General features: G+C 68.6%; 23 protein-coding genes. 2 read left to right on the top strand and 21 right to left on the bottom strand.

Annotation, left to right across the window (positions count from 1 at the left end):
- Nucleotides 1–61: 61 nt before the first annotated feature.
- The 9 genes from AC5Y7E_RS22315 to AC5Y7E_RS22275 form a co-directional block, all read right to left on the bottom strand.
- Nucleotides 62–979, bottom strand: a complete 918-nt coding sequence (locus tag AC5Y7E_RS22315; protein WP_499950786.1) for an acyl-CoA thioesterase II — start codon at nt 977–979, stop codon at nt 62–64.
- A gap of 14 nt (nt 980–993) precedes the next feature.
- Nucleotides 994–2,412 carry a pyruvate kinase gene (pyk, locus tag AC5Y7E_RS22310; protein ID WP_499921618.1) on the bottom strand — a complete coding sequence of 473 codons (1,419 nt, stop codon included), beginning with the start codon at nt 2,410–2,412 and terminating at the stop codon, nt 994–996.
- A gap of 66 nt (nt 2,413–2,478) precedes the next feature.
- Nucleotides 2,479–2,832 carry a DUF2752 domain-containing protein gene (locus AC5Y7E_RS22305; RefSeq protein WP_499921740.1) on the bottom strand — a complete coding sequence of 118 codons (354 nt, stop codon included), beginning with the start codon at nt 2,830–2,832 and terminating at the stop codon, nt 2,479–2,481.
- A gap of 179 nt (nt 2,833–3,011) precedes the next feature.
- Entirely contained in the window at nt 3,012–4,526 is a 1,515-nt protein-coding gene (locus AC5Y7E_RS22300; protein WP_499950785.1) for a prolipoprotein diacylglyceryl transferase, read from the bottom strand.
- Nucleotides 4,523–5,338: a tryptophan synthase subunit alpha gene (trpA, locus tag AC5Y7E_RS22295; protein ID WP_499950784.1), complete on the bottom strand. Its 816-nt coding sequence runs from the start codon at nt 5,336–5,338 to the stop codon at nt 4,523–4,525. The genes AC5Y7E_RS22300 and trpA overlap by 4 nt, the downstream gene beginning before the upstream one ends.
- On the bottom strand, nt 5,335–6,597 hold the full coding sequence (gene trpB / locus AC5Y7E_RS22290) for a tryptophan synthase subunit beta (protein WP_499921742.1): 1,263 nt from the start codon (nt 6,595–6,597) through the stop codon (nt 5,335–5,337). The genes trpA and trpB overlap by 4 nt, the downstream gene beginning before the upstream one ends.
- A 70-nt stretch (nt 6,598–6,667) precedes the next feature.
- Complete coding sequence (trpC, locus tag AC5Y7E_RS22285) at nt 6,668–7,486, bottom strand: indole-3-glycerol phosphate synthase TrpC (protein WP_007776189.1); 819 nt, start codon at nt 7,484–7,486, stop codon at nt 6,668–6,670.
- A 111-nt stretch (nt 7,487–7,597) separates the two neighbouring features.
- A complete protein-coding gene (locus AC5Y7E_RS22280) occupies nt 7,598–8,272 on the bottom strand; it encodes a TIGR02234 family membrane protein (protein WP_499921621.1) in 675 nt (224 codons plus the stop codon).
- The gene (locus AC5Y7E_RS22275) at nt 8,265–9,797 is read right to left on the bottom strand and encodes an anthranilate synthase component I (protein ID WP_499921622.1); all 1,533 of its coding nucleotides are present in this window, start codon (nt 9,795–9,797) and stop codon (nt 8,265–8,267) included. Before AC5Y7E_RS22275 ends, AC5Y7E_RS22280 begins: the two co-directional genes overlap by 8 nt.
- A gap of 63 nt (nt 9,798–9,860) precedes the next feature.
- On the opposite strand from AC5Y7E_RS22275, the gene AC5Y7E_RS22270 reads away from it, so the two are divergent.
- A complete protein-coding gene (locus AC5Y7E_RS22270) occupies nt 9,861–10,319 on the top strand; it encodes a peroxiredoxin (protein WP_499921623.1) in 459 nt (152 codons plus the stop codon).
- A 3-nt stretch (nt 10,320–10,322) separates the two neighbouring features.
- Here the strand turns inward: AC5Y7E_RS22270 and AC5Y7E_RS22265 are convergent, their stop codons facing one another.
- From AC5Y7E_RS22265 to hisD, 9 genes are all read right to left on the bottom strand, one after another.
- The gene (locus AC5Y7E_RS22265) at nt 10,323–11,414 is read right to left on the bottom strand and encodes a calcium:cation antiporter (RefSeq protein WP_499921624.1); all 1,092 of its coding nucleotides are present in this window, start codon (nt 11,412–11,414) and stop codon (nt 10,323–10,325) included.
- 80 nt (nt 11,415–11,494) lie between these two features.
- On the bottom strand, nt 11,495–11,842 hold the full coding sequence (gene hisI / locus AC5Y7E_RS22260) for a phosphoribosyl-AMP cyclohydrolase (protein ID WP_499950783.1): 348 nt from the start codon (nt 11,840–11,842) through the stop codon (nt 11,495–11,497).
- Nucleotides 11,839–12,627, bottom strand: coding sequence for an imidazole glycerol phosphate synthase subunit HisF (gene hisF, locus AC5Y7E_RS22255; RefSeq protein WP_499921626.1), 789 nt, complete (start codon nt 12,625–12,627; stop codon nt 11,839–11,841). The genes hisI and hisF overlap by 4 nt, the downstream gene beginning before the upstream one ends.
- A gap of 1 nt (nt 12,628) precedes the next feature.
- Entirely contained in the window at nt 12,629–13,429 is an 801-nt protein-coding gene (locus AC5Y7E_RS22250) for an inositol monophosphatase family protein (RefSeq protein WP_499950782.1), read from the bottom strand.
- A 6-nt stretch (nt 13,430–13,435) separates the two neighbouring features.
- The gene (gene priA / locus AC5Y7E_RS22245) at nt 13,436–14,167 is read right to left on the bottom strand and encodes a bifunctional 1-(5-phosphoribosyl)-5-((5-phosphoribosylamino)methylideneamino)imidazole-4-carboxamide isomerase/phosphoribosylanthranilate isomerase PriA (RefSeq protein WP_499921628.1); all 732 of its coding nucleotides are present in this window, start codon (nt 14,165–14,167) and stop codon (nt 13,436–13,438) included.
- A gap of 76 nt (nt 14,168–14,243) precedes the next feature.
- A complete protein-coding gene (hisH, locus tag AC5Y7E_RS22240) occupies nt 14,244–14,867 on the bottom strand; it encodes an imidazole glycerol phosphate synthase subunit HisH (RefSeq protein ID WP_499921629.1) in 624 nt (207 codons plus the stop codon).
- Nucleotides 14,864–15,484: an imidazoleglycerol-phosphate dehydratase HisB gene (gene hisB, locus AC5Y7E_RS22235; RefSeq protein ID WP_499950781.1), complete on the bottom strand. Its 621-nt coding sequence runs from the start codon at nt 15,482–15,484 to the stop codon at nt 14,864–14,866. Before hisB ends, hisH begins: the two co-directional genes overlap by 4 nt.
- The gene (locus tag AC5Y7E_RS22230; protein WP_499950780.1) at nt 15,481–16,614 is read right to left on the bottom strand and encodes a histidinol-phosphate transaminase; all 1,134 of its coding nucleotides are present in this window, start codon (nt 16,612–16,614) and stop codon (nt 15,481–15,483) included. The genes hisB and AC5Y7E_RS22230 overlap by 4 nt, the downstream gene beginning before the upstream one ends.
- A complete protein-coding gene (hisD, locus tag AC5Y7E_RS22225; protein WP_499950779.1) occupies nt 16,611–17,957 on the bottom strand; it encodes a histidinol dehydrogenase in 1,347 nt (448 codons plus the stop codon). The genes AC5Y7E_RS22230 and hisD overlap by 4 nt, the downstream gene beginning before the upstream one ends.
- 96 nt (nt 17,958–18,053) lie before the next feature.
- Between hisD and AC5Y7E_RS22220 the strand changes: the two genes are divergently transcribed.
- A complete protein-coding gene (locus AC5Y7E_RS22220) occupies nt 18,054–18,467 on the top strand; it encodes a nitroreductase family deazaflavin-dependent oxidoreductase (protein WP_499950778.1) in 414 nt (137 codons plus the stop codon).
- Nucleotides 18,468–18,532: 65 nt separating this feature from the next.
- Here AC5Y7E_RS22220 and nadC read toward each other — a convergent pair whose 3' ends face one another.
- Genes nadC through nadA form a run of 3 tightly spaced genes read right to left on the bottom strand, consistent with a single transcriptional unit; the run spans nt 18,533 to nt 22,016 of the window.
- Nucleotides 18,533–19,393, bottom strand: coding sequence for a carboxylating nicotinate-nucleotide diphosphorylase (gene nadC / locus AC5Y7E_RS22215; protein WP_499950777.1), 861 nt, complete (start codon nt 19,391–19,393; stop codon nt 18,533–18,535).
- Nucleotides 19,390–20,970 (bottom strand): L-aspartate oxidase, encoded by a 1,581-nt coding sequence (locus AC5Y7E_RS22210; RefSeq protein WP_499950776.1) that lies wholly within the window; start codon nt 20,968–20,970, stop codon nt 19,390–19,392. The genes nadC and AC5Y7E_RS22210 overlap by 4 nt, the downstream gene beginning before the upstream one ends.
- Nucleotides 20,967–22,016 carry a quinolinate synthase NadA gene (gene nadA / locus AC5Y7E_RS22205; RefSeq protein ID WP_499921636.1) on the bottom strand — a complete coding sequence of 350 codons (1,050 nt, stop codon included), beginning with the start codon at nt 22,014–22,016 and terminating at the stop codon, nt 20,967–20,969. The genes AC5Y7E_RS22210 and nadA overlap by 4 nt, the downstream gene beginning before the upstream one ends.
- Between the last annotated feature and the right edge of the window lie 22 nt (nt 22,017–22,038).

Below are 22,038 nucleotides of genomic sequence, written 5' to 3'. Positions count from 1 at the left end.
CGACGACGACCGTTTCGCGGCCGAATTCGAACGAGAGGTTATGCACCTATTCGATAACGTTTTATCGGCCGGATGGAGGGAAGTATTTGAGCACTCCTTCTTGCATCACCGTGGCCAGCGGTTGCCCGGAGCGTGCGAAGAAGTGCCCGGTGCCCAGCCCGCGCGAGTCGGCCGCCACCGGCGACGATGTGGAGTACAGCACCCAGTCGTTGAAGTTGACCTGCCGGTGAAACCAAATGGAATGATTGGCCGACGCGGCGAATATGCGGTCGAATCCCCACGAAAGACCGTGCGTGGTGATAACCGAGTCCAACACGGTGGTATCCGACGAATACACCATTGTTGCCGTGTGCAATACGGGGTCGTCGGGAAGGTCGCCCAGGGCCTTGACCCAGACCCGATTGTGCGGGAGCCGGTCGCCCTTGGTGCGCATCACCCATGCCGGGTCGTTGGTGTAGCGCCATTCGATCGGCTGCAGCGCGTTGACGAAGTGCGGAACCGTCTGCTCGTAGCCGCGCAGCAGTTCGCCGATCGTGGGCTGCGTGTGCGGCTCGGCAACCTGCGGCGGCTCGATGCCGTGCTCCAGGCCGCGGCCGCCTGACATGTAGGAGATCAGCGCCGACGACAGCAACGTGCCGTCTTGCACCGCATCGACGCGCCGATTGGCGAAGCGGCGCTCGTCGCGCAGGCGGGTGACGTGGAATTCGATGTCCTTGGCGGTGTCTCCCCCGTTGATGAAGTGCACCGACAGCGCGCTCGGCGGCAGGTCGTCGCGAAGCAGGCTGCGGCTGCTCGCGACGAATGACTGCGACATCAGCTGGCCACCGAAGGTCCGCATCGGGTTCTTGCTCGGATGCGAGCCGATGAACAGGTTGTCGTCGACGCGATGGAGGTCGAGAGTCGCCAGCAGCTCCGCGAAATCCGAATGGGCCTGTGTGGCGGCTTCTCCTGGCCCTTCAGACTCACAGCCGGCCGCCACACGCTCTCCTCTAGCTAGACGTCGTCCTCCCCGATCCTGTGCACATGGATGAGGTTGGTTGACCCTACTGTGCCAGGTGGCGCGCCGGCGACGATGACCACCAGGTCGCCGCGCTTGTAGCGACCGAGCTCCAGCAGCGACTTGTCGACCTGGCGGATCATGCCGTCGGTGGAAGTCATCATCGGGACGATGAACGTTTCGGTTCCCCACGTCATGGCGAGCTGGCTGCGCACCTCGGGCCACGCGGTGAAGGCGAGCAGCGGCAGGGGGGTGTGCAGGCGCGCGAGGCGCTTGACCGTGTCGCCGGACTGGGTGAACGCGACCAGCGCCTTGGCGTCGAGCCGCTCGCCGATGTCGCGGGCCGCATACGAGATCACCCCGCGCTTGGTACGCGGCACGTGTGTCAGCGGCGGCGCGGCCGTGGAGTTGTCCTCGACCGCGCAGATGATGCGCGCCATCGTCCGAACGGCCGCCAACGGGTACTTCCCCACCGAGGTTTCCCCGGACAGCATCACCGCGTCGGCGCCGTCGAGGACGGCGTTGGCGACGTCCGAGGCCTCGGCCCGGGTCGGCCGAGAACTCTCGATCATCGAATCGAGCATCTGGGTCGCGACGATCACCGGTTTGGCGTTCTCCCGGGCCATCTGGATGGCCCGCTTCTGCACGAGCGGAACCTCTTCCAGGGGAAGTTCGACGCCAAGGTCGCCGCGGGCCACCATGATCGCGTCGAAGGCCAGCACGATGGCTTCCAGATTGTCGACGGCCTCCGGTTTCTCCAGTTTGGCGATCACCGGCACCCGACGGCCGACACGGTCCATCACCTCGTGCACCAACTCGACGTCGGACGGCGAACGGACGAAGGAGAGGGCGACCAGGTCGACACCGAGTTCCAGGGCGAAGGTGAGGTCGTCGACGTCCTTCTCCGACAAGGCCGGTGCCGACACGTTCATGCCGGGCAGCGAGATGCCCTTGTTGTTGCTGACCGGGCCGCCCTCGACGACCGTGCAGACCACGTCGTCGCCCTCGATGCCATCGATGACAAGGCCGACCTTGCCGTCGTCGACCAGAATCCGGTCACCGACGGCGGCGTCCTCGGCCAGCTTCTTGTAGGTGGTCGACACCCGGTCGTGGTCGCCTGCGCAGTCCGCGACGGTGATGCGCACCGTTTCGCCGTCGGCCCAGTACGTGGGTCCGGTGGCGAAACGCCCCAGCCTGATCTTGGGGCCCTGCAGGTCGGCGAGCACGCCGACGGCTCGGCCCGTGGCGTCGGAAGCGGACCGGACGCGCTCGTAGGCGGCTTTGTGGTCGGAGTAGTCGCCGTGGCTGAAGTTCAACCGAGCGACATCCATGCCGGCCCCAACCAGGGCCAGGATCGACTCATCCGAACTGGTCGCGGGGCCAAGGGTGCAGACGATCTTTCCGCGTCTACTCACGCCGACCCAGCATAGTCGCGTGCAACCCCCGCGGCCCGCACATAATCGCTCGCGCGCGGTGTGCTCTTACCCACCAAGAACGGTGGGAAACAACGGGAAGGCCGGCAGGTTACGCAGCACCGTCCAGGCGATCGTCGCGACCACGACCACCAGCAACGCCGCCGTGGGCGGCAGCCCCTTGCCGCGCGCGCGGCGCACCAGCAGCCAGGCAGCCAGCAGCGGGATTCCCACCAGCGCGAAGACGTTGTCGTGGATGGCGGCCATCAGGTCGCCGTGCATCAGGTCGTGCGTCATCCGCAGGCCACCGCAAAACGGGCAATTCCAGCCGGTGAGCAGCTTGAACGGACACGCCGGGTAGACCGAACTCGGGCTGTGCGGGTCGACCAGCGCGACGTAGCCGAGCGCGCCACCCAGCACCACGCCGGTACCGGCCCCGATGAGCAGGCGGTGACCCCGCCCGCCGCGTGGACGGGGTTGTCCCGGAGCATGCGCGGGAGTGTGAGGCTGCATCACCTAGCCCGCTGACCTCGCGTCGGTCACGCCTTTCAGGATGCCAGATCCGTCGCGCCCGGCCGCGGGAATCGGGACACGGGCGGCCGTTAGCGGCCCGACAACCGGTTCCGCAGCCGCGAGCCCCATCGCCGACGGGGTTCCGGTTGGGCAGGCGTCGTTTCGGCGGGATCCTGGGCGGCGGGCTTTCCGTCCGATTCCTCGTCGACGGGCTCGTCTTCGGTTGCGGCTTCCGGTTCTTCGGTTTCGGCTTCCGGTTCTTCGGCTTGCGGTTCTTCCGCTTGCGGTTCTTCCGCTTCCGGTTCTTCGGCTTCGGCTTCAGGCTTTTCCGCTTCAGGCTCTTCCGATTCCGGTTCCTCCGCTTCGGCGTCGGGCTCTTCCGCTTCTGCCTCTTCCGGTTCCCCGTCGACCAATTGAGCCTCGGCTGTCGGCTCGTCCGATTCGGAGGCCTCGGCCAACGCCTCGGTTTCGGGCTCGACTTCCGGCACTTCGGCTTCCGATTCGACCTCGGGCTCGTCTGCCCCGGCATCGCCCGAGTCGACGGCGGCTTCCGTCGAGTCCGCCACCGGTTCTTCGGCTTCCGCGGCGGCGGCGGTGGTGGTGTCGTCAGCCTCCGCCGCCTCGGCCGAGCCCGGCGGCGCGTCGGCTGCGGCCGCCGCGCCCGCCGCAGTCGTCGCGACCGCCACCGTTGCGGGCTCATACTCCGACTCGACGCCGGCCGCTTCCTCTTCGAGATACTCGTTGCCGCGCAGTGTGGCGGGGTCTTCGCGGCCCTTTGGCGCCGCCATCAGATACACCACGGCCCCGATGAACACGAAAGTCGATGTGAACGAGTTGATCCGGATGCCGGCGATGTGGGTTGCGGTGTCATCGCGCAGCAACTCGACACAGAATCGCCCCACGCAATAGCCCGCCACATACAGCGCGAACAGTCGGCCGTGGCCCAGATTGAAGCGCCGGTCGGCGTAGATCAACGCCACGAAAACCAGGACATTCCAGATCAATTCGTAGAGGAACGTCGGCTGCACCACGAACGCGATCTGGCCCGTCGAGATGCCATCCAGCGAATGCGGGTCGATGTATCCCGAGGGGTCTCGGCGGTAGAAGACCTCCAGGCCCCACGGCAGCGTGGTTTCGCGGCCATAGAGCTCCTGGTTGAAGTAATTGCCGAGCCGACCGATGGCCTGCGCCAGGATGATCCCCGGGGCCAGCGCGTCGGCGAAGGCAGGAAGCGGGATCCCACGCCGGCGGCAGCCGATCCAGGCGCCGACGCCGCCGAGCGCCACCGCGCCCCAAATGCCCAAGCCGCCGTCCCAGATCCGCACGGCCGCGCCGACTCCCGCGCCGCCCGGGCCCCAATAGGTGCGCCAGTCGGTGGCCAGGTGGTAGAGCCGACCACCGATCAGCCCGAACGGCACCGCCCACAGTGCGATGTCGTAGATGACGCCGCGCTCGCCGCCGCGGTCCGCCCAGCGCCGGTCACCGATCAGCAATGCGACCACGATGCCGGCAATGATGAACAGCGCGTAGGCCCGGATGGGCAGCGGCCCGAGGTGCCATACGCCCTGCGACGGGCTCGGAAAATAGGCCAGTAGCTTCGTCATAAGGCGGCCGCCCTCTGACGAACACCGGCGGCGAGTTCTTCAGTCAGCGCACGCAATGCAGTCAACCCTCCGTCTCCCAGCGCAGACACCAGCGCCGACCCGACAATGACACCGTCTGCGTAGCTGCCGATCTGGGCGGCCTGCTCCCGCGATCGCACCCCCAGTCCGACACCCACTGGTATGTCGGATATCTCCCTTACCCTGCTCACCAATTCGGGTGCCGCGTTGGACACGACGTCACGCGCCCCCGTCACGCCCATCGTCGAAGCCGCGTAGACGAAGCCACGCGACGCCTCCACCGTCATCGCCAACCGCTGCGGCGTCGAGGACGGCGCGACGAGAAAGATGCGGTTCAACCCATAATCGTCAGAGGCCGCCAACCACTGCCCGGCTTCGTCGGGGATGAGATCGGGGGTGATCAAGCCGTACCCGCCGGCCGATGCCAGGTCCCGCGCGAATGCGTCAACCCCATAGCGCACCACCGGGTTCCAATACGTCATCACCACGGCGTGGCCGCCCGCCGCGCTGATCGCCTCGACCGCGGCAAGCGTGTCACGAACGCGCACACCACCGCGCAGCGCGATCTCGGTGGCCTTGGCGATGGTCGGGCCGTCCATGCCGGGATCCGAATAGGGGACGCCGACTTCGATGATGTCGCAACCCGATTCGACCAGGGTGGTCATCCCGTTCACCGACGTCGACACGTCGGGGTAGCCGGTGGGCAGATAGCCGATAAGCGCCGCGCGGTTGTCTTTGCGGCAGCCATCGAAAACCGACTCGAGCTTGTCCGCCTCGCTGTGTTTGACCGTCATCGATCGCTGGATCCCAACAGCCCGAACCACTTCGCCGCGGTCTCGACGTCCTTGTCGCCGCGGCCGGACAGGTTCACCACGATGATCGAGCCCCGCCCCAACTCGGGGCCCAATTTCAGGGCACCGGCTACCGCATGCGCCGATTCGATCGCCGGGATGATCCCTTCGGTGCGGCACAACACGCGGAACGCGTCCATCGCCTCCGAGTCGGTGATCGGACGGTATTCGGCGCGCCCCGTCTCGCGCAGATACGCGTGCTCTGGACCCACTCCCGGGTAATCGAGACCGGCTGAGATGGAATGGGATTCGATGGTCTGCCCATCCTCGTCCTGCAGCAAATACGAGAACGATCCCTGAAACGCCCCGGGTGAGCCGCCGCTGAAAGTCGCAGCGTGCCTTCCGGTTTCGACCCCATCACCGGCGGCTTCGAATCCGATCAACCGCACGTTGGGGTCGTCGATGAACGGGTGGAAGATGCCGATGGCGTTGGAGCCGCCGCCGATACAGGCCACGACGGCGTCGGGCAACCGGCCCGCCTGGGCCTGGATCTGGGCGCGCGCCTCGAGGCCGATGATGCGTTGGAAGTCGCGCACCATGGCGGGAAAGGGATGCGGGCCGGCAGCGGTGCCGAAACAATAGAACGTGGTGTCGGCATTGGTAACCCAATCCCGAAACGCCTCATTGATCGCGTCCTTGAGCGTCTTCGAACCGCTTTCGACCGAGACGACCGTGGCCCCCAGCAGGCGCATGCGCGCCACGTTGAGCGCCTGACGCTCGGTATCGACGGCGCCCATGTAGATCACGCATTCGAGACCGAGTAAGGCGCACGCGGTGGCGGTCGCGACGCCGTGCTGGCCGGCCCCGGTCTCGGCGATCACCCGTTTCTTACCCATCCGCTGAGCCAGCAACGCCTGGCCGAGCACGTTGTTGATCTTATGAGAACCGGTGTGGTTCAAGTCTTCTCGCTTGAGGAAGATGCGCGCGCCGGCCTGTTCGGACAACCGGGGCGCCTCATACAGCGGTGACGGTCGGCCCGCATAGTTCGCCTGCAGGTAATCGAGGGTGTCCAGGAAATCCTGGTTGACACGTTCCTTCTCGTAGGCGGCGGTGACCTCTTCGATCACGGCCATCAACGCCTCGGCGACGTAGCGGCCGCCGTACACGCCGAAATGCCCGCCCGCATCGGGTTCGTGACGGGTGGGTTCTGCGATGGCTGCGCTCGGGAGCGGAAGGTCCGGGCGGGACAGGTCCACCATCACCAAGGCTCTACGCGGGGATGGCTCATGGGTTCAACGTATCAGCGCAGGGGCTTCTGGAGTGACGTAGTGACTAGCGAGCCGGTTTCGGACAGGACGGGTGGGTGCCAGCGGTAACCAGGTCGGCGACCGCGGCGCGCGGATCGCCGCTTTTGACCAGGCCTTCGCCGACCAACACCGCGTCGGCACCTGCACCGGCATACGCCAGCAGGTCTCCGGTACCGCGCACGCCGGATTCGGCGATCCTGATCACGTTGCTGGGCAGCCCGGGAGCGATGCGCGCGAAGCAATCCCGGTCCACCTCCAGGGTCGCCAGATCGCGGGCGTTGACGCCGATTACGTTGGCCCCGGCCTTGAGTGCCCGGTCGGCTTCCTCTTCGGTGTGCACCTCGACGAGCGCCGTCATGCCCAGCGATTCGGTCCGATCGAGCATCGACACCAACGCCGACTGTTCCAGCGCGGCGACGATGAGCAGCAGCATGTCGGCGCCGTGCGCACGCGCTTCGTGGATCTGATAGGGCTGCACGACAAAGTCTTTGCGCAGAATCGGAATCGAGACCGCCGCGCGAACCGCGTCGAGATCGTCGAGCGAGCCGTGGAAACGGCGCTCTTCGGTCAACACGCTGATGATGCGGGCGCCACCGTCTTCGTAGGCACGGGCCAGCTTGGCGGGATCGGCAATGGTCGCCAGGGAACCCGCCGACGGGCTCGCGCGCTTGACTTCGGCGATGACGCCGATACCGGGCTCGCGCAACGCCGCCATCACATCGCGGGGCGGGGGTGCGGCCGCTGCGGCGGCTTTGATCTCCGACAGGCTGATGAGCGCTTCGCGGGCGGCAACGTCGGCCCGGACTCCCTCGAGGATGGAGTCAAGCACGGTTGCCGGACTCATGCCTGTCGTTTCCCTTCGCCCTGTCGTCCGCTGTCATCCCACGGCCACTTCGTGTCCCCAGCCGATTGCGACGACGTCAATGAAGGGTAGCGGCCCGCGGCTTGCAGCCCGTCACCGACCCTCGGTGTCAGACTCACCTGCCTGATCGGTTGGGTCGCGTCCCTCGTCAAGCGCGTCCCAGATCATCCGCTCCGACATTCCCGGCGTCTCCGGCTCCTCCAGCATCGCCCCGCCGGGCTGTCCGCGCCGCACATTCGACCGGCGCGTCGCCGGTGCCGCGTACTTTATTGCACTCGACCGTGCCGACCCCGAGTCCGACGCCGACCGCATGAGTAGGACGGCGGCTACCAGCGTGCACGCCGCAGCGATGACGGTGACGCCCGCACCCCAGTACCGCCGCTCGCTTCCGACCAGCGACATCACCGAGACGTGCGCCAGCTCAGCGCCGCGGACCGCCACGTCCGGCAGTGCCCACAGGCTGACCCCGAGGTAGCCGACCGCCAGACTGACCAGCGCCAGCAGGCCCGCGAGCGCGCGCAAGAGCCGGCCCCGCACGGCGATGGCGGCGACGGCCGCGGCCAGCAGCAGCAACGCCAGCGGAAGCAGCGCCGTCGACCACGCCGCGCCGGCCAATGTCACCTGCTTGGGCGGTCCCAGCCCGTCGAACGACCGGATGACGACCCACGGCAGGCGCGAGGCCACCCACAACGTCCCGGCGGCAACCACTAGCACTGCCTGGGCAATTCGGATCAGCCACCGGCTCCTCGGCCGTCCGGTGTCAGCCATCGCCCACGGGTTCGGTCAACGTCTCGGCGGCGGCGATCGCGCTGAGCACCGCGCGGGCCTTGTTGGTTGCCTCGGTGTATTCGTAGGGGCCGTTGGAGTCCGCCACCACCCCGCCGCCGGACTGCACGTAGGCGGTGCCGTCGCGCATCAGGGCGGTGCGAATGGCGATCGCGAAGTCGGCGTTGCCGGCGAAGTCCAGGTAGCCGACCACGCCGCCGTACAGGCCGCGGCGGGTCTTCTCCACCTCTTCGATGAGTTCCATGGCCCGTACCTTCGGCGCGCCCGAGAGCGTGCCGGCGGGAAAGCAGGCGGTCACCGCGTCCAACGCGGTACGGCCCTCGTCGAGCGTGCCCGTCACCGTCGACACCAGGTGCATGACGTGGCTATAGCGTTCGATATGGCTGTAGTCCTCGACGCGCACGGTGCCCGGTGCGCAGACCCGGCCTAAGTCGTTGCGGCCCAGGTCGACCAGCATCAGGTGCTCGGCGCGTTCCTTCTCGTCGGCCAACAGTTCCTTTTCCAGCAGCTGGTCCTCTTCCTCGGTGCCCCCGCGCCACCGCGTTCCGGCGATCGGATGGGTGGTCGCGGTGCCGTCGGCGACTGTCACCAGCGCCTCGGGGCTGGAGCCGACGATCGAAAAGTCAGTTCCGCCAACGTCATTCGGGATGTGCAGCAAATACATGTAGGGGCTCGGGTTGGTGACCCGCAACATCCGGTACACGTCGATCGGATTGACATGGGTGTCCATTTCGAACCGTTGCGAGGGCACCACCTGGAAGGCCTCGCCCGCGGCGATCTGCTCGACGAGGTAGTCGACGATCTTTCCGTACTCCTCGACGCTGCGCTGCGCGCGATAGCGCGGCTCGGGTCGCTCGAACGTGCCGACGGTCGACGGCAGCGGCTGGCCCAGCGCCGCGGTCATCACGTCCAAGCGGGCGATCGCGTCGTCGTAGGCCTCGTCGACCCGCTCGTCGGTCCCGTTCCAGTTCACGGCGTTGGCGATCAGCGTGATGGTGCCCTCGTGGTGATCGACCGCCGCCACATCGGTGGCCAGCAGCAACAACATGTCGGGGAGCTGCAGGTCGTCGACCGCCAGTTCGGGCAGTCGTTCCAGGCGCCGGACCATGTCGTAGGCGAAGAACCCCACCATGCCGCCCGACAGCGGCGGCAGCCCCGGGAGCGGGCCGGTGGCCAGCAGCTCGCACGTGGCCCGCAAGGCCTGCAGCGGGTCGCCCCCGGTCGGCGCGTCCTGCGGCACCACGCCCAGCCAGACGGCTTCACCGTCACGTACGGTCAGCGCCGACGGCGCTCCCGCGCCGATGAACGACCAGCGTGACCAGGAACGGCCGTGCTCGGCGGATTCCAGCAGAAAAGTGCCCGGGCGGTCGGCGGCGAGTTTGCGGTAGGCCGACAAGGGCGTCTCGCTGTCGGCGAGCACCTTGCGGGTCACCGGAACCACGCGGTGCTCGGCCGCCAGCTGGCGGAAATCCTCTCGTGAGGTCGTCGCGGCGAGGTGGGCGTGCACCGAACCATCCTCCCAGACGCGTGGAAGCCCGAGCGGAGAGCTTGGCGGCGTAGCGTGTCCGCCATGAAACCTGGTGACACCGTCGCGGACTTCGAACTACCGGATCAGACCGGGACGCCGCGCACGCTCAGCGAACTGCTTTCCGGGGGGCCCGTGGTGTTGTTCTTCTACCCGGCGGCGATGACGCCCGGTTGCACCAAGGAAGCGTGCCACTTCCGCGACCTGGCCGCCGAGTTCGCCGCGGTCGGGGCCAACCGGGTGGGGATCAGCGCCGACGCCGTGCAGAAGCAGGCCAAGTTCGCGGACATGCAGAAGTTCGACTACCCGCTGCTTTCGGACAGCGACGGCAGCGTCGCGACCCAATTCGGCGTCAAACGCGGCCTGCTCGGCAAGCTGATGCCGGTCAAACGCACGACGTTCGTCATCGACACCGACCGCACGGTGCTCGAGGTGATCTCCAGCGAGTTCAATATGGACACCCACGCCGACAAGGCACTGGCGACGTTGCGGGCCCGCGCGTAAGCGTCAGGGGTTGATCGCCAGGAACACGTAGGCAGCCAGCAGCACCAGATGCACCTCGCCCTGCAAGCGGGTCGCCCGCCCGGGCACCACCGTCAGCATGCTGATCACGACGGTCAGGGCAAGCAATACCAGTTGGATGGCGCCGAGGCCGAGCAGCAGCGGCCCTTTGAGCCATATCGACGCCAGCGCGATCGCGGGGATCGTGAGCCCGATGCTGGCCATCGCCGAGCCGTACGCCAGATTCAAGCTGATCTGGATGCGGCCCTGCCGCGCCGCCCGCACGGCCGCGAGCGTCTCGGGCAGTAGCACCAGCGCCGCAATGATCACGCCCACGAACGACTGCGGAAAGCCGACCGCGGTCACCGCTCTCTCCACGGCCGGCGACTCTTCTTCGGCCAGGCCCACCACCGCCACCAGAGCGCCGAGCATCAGCGCGAGGCTGGTCAGCGCGGCGCGGGTGGTCGGGGGGTCGGCATGGCTTTCGTCGGCGAACAGGCTTTTCTGGCCCTTCTGCGCGATCGGCAGGAAGAAGTCGCGGTGCCGCACGGTCTGCGTGAAGACGAACACGAGGTAGAGCAGCAGCGAGGCGACGGCGGCGAAGGCGAGCTGGCCGGGCGAGAACTCCTTGCCCACGGTGGTGGTGGTGAACGCGGGCAGCACCAGACTCAGCGTCGCCAGGGTGGTCACGGTTGCGAGCGCGGCGCCGCTGCCTTCGGCGTTGAATATCGTCACGCCGTAGCGCCGGGAACCCAGCAGCAGCGACAGCCCGGCGATCCCGTTGGTGGTGATCATCAGCGCGGCGAACGCCGTGTCGCGGGCCAGGGTCGCCGTCTCGTTACCGCCGGACGCCATCAGCTCCACGATCAGGGCTACCTCGATGACCGTCACCGCCGCCGCGAGCACCAACGACCCGAACGGCTCACCGACCCGGTGTGCGACCACCTCCGCGTGGTGCACGGCGGCCACCACCGCACCGATGAGAAACAACGCCGTCAGCCCGACCAGCACCGGCCCGAGCGTCTTGCCCCAGATCAATGCCAGCACGACGACGGAAAGCACCGGCACGACGACGTTCCAGGACGACCATTTCGACATTGACCGCCATTCTTGTCGAAGTGATGTGCCCACGCCCGCGGAAAGTGACCCTACACACGCCTCGCGCTGCCGAGCGAGGGTCAGCGCTCCGGCGCCAGCAACACGTCGGCGTCGAAGCAACTGTGGTCGCCGGTGTGGCAGGCGCCGCCCACCTGGTCTACGGTCAGCAGCACGGCGTCGCCGTCGCAGTCCAGACGCACCGAATAAACATATTGGGTGTGACCGGACGTGGCTCCCTTGATCCACTGCTGGCCGCGGGACCGTGAAAAGTAGGTCGCCTCACGGGTTTCCAGTGTTCGGGCCAGGGCGGCGTCGTCCATCCAGGCGACCATCAGCACGTCACCGCTGCCGCGCTCCTGCACCACGGCGGTGAACAGGCCCTCGGCGTTGCGCTTCAGCCGCGCGGCGATCTGGGGGTCGAGCGTCATCGCACGGTGATCCCTTCTGCGGCCATCGCGGCCTTCACCTGGCCGATGGTCAGCTCCCGGAAGTGGAACACGCTGGCCGCCAACACAGCATCGGCGCCGGCGGCGACGGCGGGCGCGAAGTGTTCGGCCGCACCGGCGCCACCGCTGGCGATGACCGGCACCGTGACCGCAGAGCGCACCGCGCGCAGCATCTCCAGGTCGAATCCGGCTTTGGTGCCATCGGCGTCCATCGAGTTCAGCAGGATCTCCCCTACCCCCAGATCGGCTCCGCGCGAAGCCCATTCGACCGCATCGAGCCCCGTGCCGTGTCGCCCACCATGGGTGGTGACCTCCCAGCCCGATGGTGTCGGCACCGCGCCCGGCGGAACCGTTCGCGCATCGACGGACAGCACGATGCACTGGGAGCCGAACTGCCGCGCCATCTCGGCCAGCAGCTCGGGACGGGCGATCGCGGCGGTGTTGATGGAAACTTTGTCGGCGCCCGCGCGCAGCAACACGTCGACGTCGGCCACCGTGCGCACCCCGCCGCCGACCGTCAGCGGAATGAAGACCTGCTCGGCGGTGCGGCGCACCACATCGAGCATGGTGGCCCGTCCCGACGAGGATGCGGTCACGTCGAGAAAGGTCAGCTCGTCGGCGCCTTCGGCGTCATAGGCCGCCGCGAGCTCCACGGGATCGCCGGCGTCGCGCAGGTTCTCGAAATTGACACCCTTGACCACCCGGCCGCCGTCGACATCGAGGCACGGGATCACTCGCACCGCGAGCCCGTTGGGGGCAGGGGGCATCTCAGTAGTCCTCCGGTCGGCCGGTGGCGCGCAGGATTTCCAAGATCTCGGCGTGGGCGGCGGGGCCGGCCGCCAGCGCGGAATCGGATGCGGGAGTCCACGGTTCGCCGGCCAGATCGGTGACGACGCCACCGGCAGCCCGGACCAGCGCGACTCCGGCGGCATGGTCCCACACGTGGCCGCCGAAACTTATTGCCGCACCGAGTATTCCGTCAGCGACGAACGCAAGGTCGATTCCGGTGGACCCGTGCATGCGCAAACGCGACGAGACCCGGCTGAGGTTCTCCAGCAAGGCGATTCGATAACGTCCGGGGAATCGGCCCCGCGCATCCGCGCTGAACGACCCGGCGCCGACCAGGGCGTCGGCCAGATCGACGGGGGTGAGCGGCGGCTGCGGCACCCCATTCTTGCGCAACGGACCGCCCGCCACCGCGATGTAGCGCTGGTCCATGAACGGCAGCCAGGTCAATCCGGCCACCGGTTCGCCGTGCCGCAGCAGACCCAGCAGGATGCCGGCCATCGGCGATCCGGCCGCGTAATTGAACGTGCCGTCCACGGGATCCAAGACCCACACCCATGGCGAATCGACGGCCGAGCCGCCGAATTCCTCACCGTGCACCCCGATCCCGGTGGCCTCGACGAGCGCGGCGACCACCTGACGCTCGATCGCGAGGTCGACATCGGTGGCAAAGTCGTTGCCCTTCTTGCGGACCGCGGAATCGGCGCGGTGACCGGCAAGGAACGGCTCGGAGGCATCGTCGAGAATCGCCGACGCCTGCGCCACCAGGGTGTGCACGTCCATGCGGTGCTACTCCGCCACCGCGGCCAGCGCCTGCGGCAACGTGAATCGCCCCGCGTAGAGGGCCTTGCCGACGATGGCGCCCTCGACCCCGCGGTCGGTGAGGGTGGCGATCGCGCGCAGGTCGTCGAGGCTGGACACCCCACCGGAGGCGATCACCGGGGCGTCGGTGCGCTCGGCGACGGACGCCAGCAAGTCCAGATTGGGACCGCCCAGCGTGCCGTCCTTGGTCACATCGGTGACCACGAACCGCGAACATCCCTGCCCGTCAAGGCGTTCCAGCACGTCCCACAGGTCGCCCCCGTCGGTTTCCCAGCCCCGCCCACGCAACCGGTGCTCACCGTCGACGATCTGCACGTCCAAGCCCACCGCGACCTTGTCGCCGTGTTCGCTGATCGCCCGGGCACACCACCCGGGGTTCTCGAGGGCCGCGGTGCCCAGGTTCACCCGCGCACAGCCGGTGGCCAGGGCGGCGGCCAGCGAATCGTCGTCGCGAATCCCGCCGGACAGCTCAACCTGCACGTCGAGCTTGCCGACCACCTCGGCCAGCAGTTCGCGGTTCGATCCGCGTCCGAACGCCGCGTCCAGGTCGACCAGATGGATCCATTCGGCGCCGTCGCGCTGCCAGGTCAGCGCGGCATCCAGCGCCGAGCCGTATTCGGTTTCACTGCCCGCCTTGCCCTGCACCAGCCGCACGGCGCGGCCGTCGACCACGTCGACCGCGGGCAACAAGATCAACACATTCCCTCCTGTGTGCCGAGACGCGTCACGCAGCACCCCGGCTTGTGCTTGGTAGAAAGCGCTTTCGCGAGGTCCCTCACAATGCCTGGACCCAATTGCTCAGTACGGCCGCGCCGGCATCCCCGCTCTTCTCCGGGTGAAATTGGGTGGCCGACAGCGGCCCGTCCTCGACCGCCGCCAGAAACGGGCCCTCGTGGGTGGCCCACGTCAGCACCGCGTCGGGCGAACCCTCCCACTGCTGCGCGGCGTAGGAGTGCACGAAGTAGAACCGGGTGTCCGCATCAAGCCCCTTGAACAGCACTGTGCCGGGCCCGGATTCGACGACGTTCCAGCCCATGTGCGGAATGACCGGCGCCTGCAGTCGCGTGACGTATCCCGGCCACTGACCGCATCCCTGCGTCTCCACGCTGAATTCGACGCCGCGGGCGAACAGGATCTGCATGCCGACGCAGACGCCCAGCACCGGGCGGTCGGCGGCGATCCGCTCGGCGATGATGCGTTCGCCGCCGATGTTGCGCAGCCCGGTCATGCACGCCTCGTAGGCGCCGACGCCCGGCACCACCAATCCGTCGGCGGCTGCCGCGGCATCGGCGTCACCGGTCACCTCGACCGACGCACCGACCCGCTCGAGGGCGCGCTGAGCCGACCGCAGATTGCCCGAGCCGTAGTCCAGGACAACTACTTTCTTGTGTGCCGTCACAGAACCCCTTTGGTGGACGGCACTTCCGACACCCGGGGGTCGGATTCCACCGCCTGGCGCAGCGCGCGGGCTACCGCCTTGTACTGCGCCTCGGTGATGTGGTGTGGGTCGCGCCCGTACAGGACGCGCACGTGCAGCGCGATGCGCGCGTTCATGGCCAGCGATTCGAACACGTGCCGGTTGATGACGGTGTGATAGGGCACCGAGCTGCCGGCAATCGTGGTGTGCTGCAGGTGATCCGGCTCTCCGCTGTGCACGCAGTAGGGCCGGCCGGACACGTCGACCGCCGCGTGGGCCAGCGTCTCGTCCATCGGGATGAAGGCGTCGCCGAACCGCCGGATGCCCCGTTTGTCACCCAGGGCCTGGCCGAGTGCGGTGCCCAGCGCGATGGCGGTGTCCTCGATGGTGTGATGTCCCTCGATCTCTACGTCGCCCTTGGTGCGCACGGTCAGGTCGAAGCTGGCGTGACTGCCCAGGGCCGTGAGCATGTGGTCGTAGAACGGCACACCTGTGTCGACGTCGACCTGGCCGGTGCCGTCGAGGTCGAGTTCGACGACGATGTCGGATTCCTTGGTGCGGCGCTCGATGCGCGCACGGCGGGTAGCGGTCGCTGTCACGGTGCTCCTACGGGGCTGGGGGCGAGTTCGGTGGTGGCCAGCTGGGCGCTGGCGCGCAGGAAGGCGTCGTTCTCCTCCGCCAGGCCGGTCGTGGCGCGCAGGTAGCCGGGGATTCCGACGTCGCGGATCAGCACGCCGGCATCCAGATAGCGCTGCCAGGTGGCGGGCGCGTCGGCGAACTCCCCGAACAGCATGAAGTTCGCGTCGCTGGGAATCACCCGAAACCCCATGCCGGCCAAGGCCGTTGAGACACGTTCGCGTTCGGCAATCAGGGTCGCCACACTGCCGAGCGTGTCATCGGCGTGCCGCAGCGCGGCGCGTGCGGCGGCCTGGGTGAGCACCGACAGGTGATAGGGCAGCCGCACCAGCAACATCGCGTCGATCACCGCGGGGGTGGCGATCAGGTAGCCAAGCCGGCCACCGGCGAACGCGAACGCCTTGCTCATGGTGCGCGAGACGATGAGTTTGGTCGGATACTCCTCCACCAGTCTCACCGCGCTGGGCTGCGAAGAGAATTCGCCATAGGCCTCGTCGACGATCAGGATGCCGGGCACGACGTCGAGCAGCCGGCGCAGGTCCGGCAGCGAAACGCTCTGCCCGGACGGGTTGTTCGGGCTGGCGACGAACACGACATCGGGCCGGCGGTCGGCGATGGCGGCCACGGCGGCGTCGACATCCAGGCTGAAGTCGTCGGCGCGGGCGGCCTGCAGCCACTCGGTGCGGGTGCCGTCGGAGATGATCGGGTGCATCGAGTAGGACGGGACGAACCCGATGGCGGTGCGGCCAGGCCCCCCGAACGCCTGCAGCAGCTGCTGCAAAATCTCATTGGAACCATTTGCCGCCCACAGATTTTCGACGCCCAGCTGAACACCGGTCTGGGCGCTGAGGTAGGCGGCCAGGTCGGCGCGCAGGGCCACCGCATCGCGGTCGGGGTAGCGGTGTAGTTCGGCGGCGACCGCGCCCACCGACCGCACCACATCGTCCACCAACGCCTTGCTGGGCGGGTGCGGGTTCTCGTTGGTGTTCAGCCGCACCGGGACATCCAGTTGTGGTGCGCCGTAGGGCGATTTACCGCGCAGGTCGTCGCGCAGCGGCAGATCGTCCAGCGTGGGCTCCGATTGTCCACTCATCGCTCGAACCTCCGCCGCACCGCTTCGCCGTGTGACGGCAGGTCTTCGGCCTCGGCGAGCGCGATCACATGCCCGGACACGTCTTTCAAGGCCGCTTCGGTGTAGTCGACGACGTGGATGCCGCGCAAGAAGGTCTGCACGGACAGGCCGCTGGAATGCCGGGCGCTGCCGGCGGTCGGCAGCACGTGATTGGACCCGGCGCAGTAGTCACCCAGGCTCACCGGCGCATACGGTCCGACGAAAATGGCTCCGGCCGAACGGATTCGGCCCGCGACGGCGGCCGCGTCGACGGTCTGGATCTCCAGATGTTCGGCGGCATAGGCGTTGACGACGTCGATTCCGGCGTCCAGGTCGTCGACGAGGATGATGGCCGACTGGCGTCCGCCGAGCGCCGCCGTCACCCGTTCGCGGTGCACGGTCGTCTGTAGCTGGGCGGCCACCTCGGCGTCGGTGGCGGCGGCCAGGTCCGCGCTGGGCGTGACCAGCACGCTGCCCGCCATCTCGTCGTGTTCGGCCTGGCTGATCAGGTCGGCGGCCACGTGCGCCGGGTCGGCGGTGTGGTCGGCCAGGATCGCGATCTCCGTCGGGCCGGCTTCGGCGTCGATCCCGACGCGCGACCGGCACAGCCGCTTGGCCGCGGTGACGTAGATGTTGCCCGGCCCGGTGATCATGTCGACGGGCGCTAGCTCGGCGCCGTCGACGTCGGTGCCGCCGTAGGCCAGCAGCGCGACCGCCTGCGCGCCGCCGACGGCCCACACCTCCTCAACCCCCAACAGCCGGGCGGCGGCCAGGATCGTCGGGTGCGGCAGGCCGCCGAACTGGGCCTGCGGCGGGCTGGCGACCACCAGCGAGGCGACGCCGGCGGCCTGGGCCGGCACCACGTTCATCACCACGCTGGAGGGGTAGACGGCGTTGCCGCCGGGCACGTAAAGGCCCACGCGGTCGACGGGGACCCACCGCTCGGTGACGGTCGCGCCCGGGCCGAGCGTGGTCGTGACGTCGGTGCGACGCTGGTCGGCGTGCACGGCGCGGGTACGTTCGATCATCACCCGCAGCGCGTCGGCCACGTCCGCGGCCAACTCGGTCAAAGCCTTCTCGAGCGCGGCATCGGGCACCCGCACGGCCGGGGGCCGGACCCCGTCGAAGGTGGCGCCGAACTCCAAGGCGGCGTCGGCGCCGCGCTCGGCGACGGCCTGCACGATCGGCCGGACCTTGGGCAGCACCGTCTCCACGTCGGCGCCGCCGCGGGGCAGCGCCGCCCGCAATCGGGCAGCCGTCAACTCCGCGCCCCGCAGGTCGATGCGGGCCATCGGCGACGCTTGGATGGTGCTCACGGTGTCCATTGTCCCAGAGGAACTCAAGTCGATATTCGACCGGTACAGTGCCGGTATCGAGGCCATACCCCGCGCTGAAAAGTAGAGCCGACTCAGGGAGCCGCCATGTCCGCCAAGGATCACCCCAACAATGCCCCGGGCGTCCCGATGGTCTTCCCGCCGTGGTTCGAGCGTTTCCAGATCAAATACTTCAACCCGGCGCTCAAGCCGATAGCCCGCTTTCTGCCCGGGACGGCGACGATCAAGCATCGCGGCCGAACCTCCGGCAAGGCGTACGAGACGATCGTCACGCCGTACCGCAAGGGCAACACCCTGGCGATCGCGCTGGGCCACGGAAAGACCAACTGGGTGAAGAATGTGCTGGCGGCCGGTGAGGCGGACGTGGAATTCAGCCGCAATCGAACGGTGCACCTGATCAACCCGCGGATCCTGCCGGCCGGCTCGGACGGCGAAGGCCTGCCCGGGATGGCGCGCATGCAGCTGCGCCGGATCGGGGTATTCGTCGCCGACATCGCCTGAGGCCGTTCGCTTTCGGGGCCGCCGGTTCGGCGTCGGGTGTGCGCTGGCGGGGTTGAAAGCCCCAGCTACATGTCGAGGCCGATGTCGAGCACCCGCACCGAATGGGTCAGCGCGCCGACGGCCAGGTAATCCACCCCGGTCCCGGCGTAGGCGGCCGCGTTCTCCAGGCTGAGCCCGCCCGACGATTCGAGCAGCACGGCGGGTGCGCGCGCGTCGCGGCGCTGCACGGCCATCTGCGTCTGCCACACCGGAAAGTTGTCCAGCAGGATCAGCTCGGGCTTTTCGGGCAGGACCTCGTCGAGCTGCTCGAGTGAGTCCACTTCCACCTCGCAAGGCAGCTCCGGTGCCGCGTCGCGCACGGCACGCAGCGCGTCGACCACCGAGCCCGCGGCCACCACGTGGTTGTCCTTGATCAGGGCCGCGTCGCCGAGCCCCAGCCGGTGGTTGACCCCGCCGCCGACCCGGACCGCGTATTTCTGCAAGGCGCGCAGGCCGGGCAGGGTTTTGCGGGTGTCGCGCACCTTGGCCTTGGTGCCGTGCACGGCGGCCACCCACTGCGCCGTGGTGGTGGCGATCCCGGACAGGTGGCAGATCAGGTTCAGCATCGTCCGCTCGGCGGTCAGCAGGCCGCGGGTTTCGGCTCGCAGCGTCAGCACCGGCTGGCCCGGCTCCAGGCGGGCCCCGTCCTCGACGCGGTCGACCACCTCGTAGCCGCGCGCACCGAGGACCTCGTCGAGCACCAACAAAGCGATATCGATGCCGGCGATCACACCGGGCTCGCGGGGCACCATCGCCGCGGTCGCCATCGTTTCGGCGGGCACCGTCGCCAGGGTGGTGACGTCGGGTCCGTAGCGCAGATCCTCGGCCAGGCCGCGCTCGATGGTTTCGCGCGCCGTGGTCAGTTCACAGTCGGACATCGTGGTCATACGACCGCCGCCAACGCCTCCACCAGCACCGCGTTCTGGTCGTCGGCCAGGCGCAGCACGTTGCTGCGTCCCAGCTCGGATGCGGTCTGCGGATATTCCTCGCGGTGGTGGCAGCCCCGGCTCTCGGTGCGGGCCAGGGCGGCGGCGGTGACCGCGCGGGCGGCGACCGCCAGCGCGACATCCTCGAAGTCGCGGCGGCCGGACACCGGCCGGATCCGCGCCTGTGACAGCGCGGTGGACAGCCGGGTCAGCCCAGCGGCGTCGCGCACCACCGAAGCGTCGCGGCTCATCGCGCGCTGCAGTTCGGCGCGCTCGGGCGCGGTGTGCACGACCGGCTCCGGCGCGACCGCGTGCACTCGCCCGGTCGTCGCGGCATGCGCGGCCGCCGATTTGCCGGACCGCCCGCCGACCACCAAACCTTCCAACAGGCTGTTGGACGCCAGCCGGTTGGCTCCGTGCAGTCCGGTGCGTGCCACCTCGCCCGCGGCGAACAGCCCGGGCAGCTCCGTTCGGCCGTACACATCGGTGACGATGCCCCCGCAGCTGTAGTGCGCCCCGGGCACGACCGGAATGGGTTGCCGGACGGGATCGATGCCGGCGGCCCGGCAGGCCGCCGTCACCGTCGGAAACCGGTTGGCGAAGTCGTCGATGTGGCGGGCGTCGAGGAAGACGCAGGCGTCGCCGGTGGCCTTCAATCGCGCGTCGATGGCCGCGGCGACGACGTCGCGCGGCGCCAGATCTCCCATCGGATGAACACCGGCCGTCACCGAATCGCCTTGCCGGTCAATCAGTTTCGCACCCTCGCCGCGGATGGCCTCGGTGACCAGCGGACGCCGCCCGGTGGGGGCGTCCGGGGCGAAGAGCATCGTGGGGTGGAACTGGATGAACTCGAGATCGCTGACCGCGACACCGGCCCACAGGCCCAGCGCGAGTCCATCGCCGGTGGAGCCCTCGGGGTTGGTGGTCGCGCCGTACAGGTGCCCGAGGCCGCCGGAGGCGAGGATCACCGAAGGCGCGCTGATGATTCCGCACCCGTTCGGGGTGCCGACCAGGACACCGGTCACGGCGGCGCCGTCGTGCAGAACCCGCAGCACCACGTGGGCGGTGCGAATGTCCAGCATGCGAGCGGCGTGGTCGAGGGCGCGCTGCACTTCGGCGCCGGTGGCGTCGCCGCCGGCATGGACGATGCGCCGCCGGGAGTGTCCCCCCTCCCGGGTCAGCGCCCACTTGCCGGGCGAGGATTCGTCGAATCGTGCTCCGTCGCCTACCAATTCGGTGACCGCCGCGTATCCGTCGGCGACGATCGAGTAGACCGCCTCGGGATCGCACAGGCCCGCCCCCGCGACCACGGTGTCGGCGACATGGGCTTCCACCGAGTCGTCATTGTCGGGCAGTACTACCGCGATGCCGCCCTGCGCGTAGTGCGTCGCCGTCGCCCCGCGGGCCTGGTCGGCCTTGCTCAGCACCACGACGCTGCGCCCGGTGCGGTGGGCCGCCAGCGCGGCGGCCAGTCCCGCGACGCCGGTGCCGATGACGACGACGTCGGCGCTGTGCGTCCACTGGGGTCGGGCGGTCATTCGCCGCCGCCCGGCTGCCCGATCTCGATCATTCGCTGCACGCTGCGCCGCCCGGCGGCGGCGATCTCGGGGTCGACATCGACTTCGTCGGCCCCCTCGACGAGGCAGCGCAGCAACGCGGCCGGGGTGATCATCTTCATGAACTTGCAGGAGGCCCGGTCGTTGACCGCGCGGAAGTCGACTTGCGGTGCGGCCCGGCGCAATTGGTACAACATGCCGACCTCGGTGGCGACCAGCACCTTGCGCGCGTCGGTCTGGTTGGCGGCCTCCAGCATGCCGCCGGTGGACAGGATCTTCACCCGGTCCGGCGGGAAGGCGCCCTCGCCCGCGAGATACAGCGCCGAAGTGGCGCAACCACATTCGGGGTGCACGAAGAGCTCGGCATCGGGATTGGCGCGGGCCTGGTCGCGCAGTTCGTCGCCGTTGATCCCGGCGTGCACGTGGCATTCGCCCGCCCACACATGCAGGTTCTCGCGACCGGTCATCCGACGCACGTGGGCGCCGAGGAATTGATCCGGGCAGAACAGCACCTCGCGGGCCGGGTCGATGGACTCGACGACCTCCACCGCGTTGGACGAGGTACAGCAGATGTCGGTGAGCGCCTTGACCGCCGCGGTGGTGTTGACGTAGGAAACGACGACCGCGCCGGGGTGTTCGTCCTTCCAGGCGCGCAGTTCGTCGGCGGTGATGGAGTCCGCCAGCGAGCACCCGGCGCGCTGGTCCGGGATGAGCACCGTCTTGTCGGGGCTGAGGATCTTGGCGGTCTCGGCCATGAAGTGCACACCGCAGAACACGATGGTGTCCTCGGGCGCCTCGGCGGCGATCCGTGACAGCGCCAGGGAGTCGCCGACGTGATCGGCGACGTCCTGGATCTCGGGCAGCTGGTAGTTGTGCGCCAGGACGGTGGCGCCACGCTGCTTGGCCAGGCGGCGAGCCTCGGCCGCCCATCGCTCATCACCGGCCACCCCGGCGTACCCGGTGGGTGAATCCGTGATGTCGGCAACCATGCTTTCGGCGAGCGTGTCCATGCGATTGATAACCGTCATGGCGGGTCCTTTCAGCCCAGGA

Source organism: Mycobacterium sp. NGS17 (genome assembly GCF_059813205.1).
This window is presented reverse-complemented; position numbering and strand designations above follow the sequence as displayed.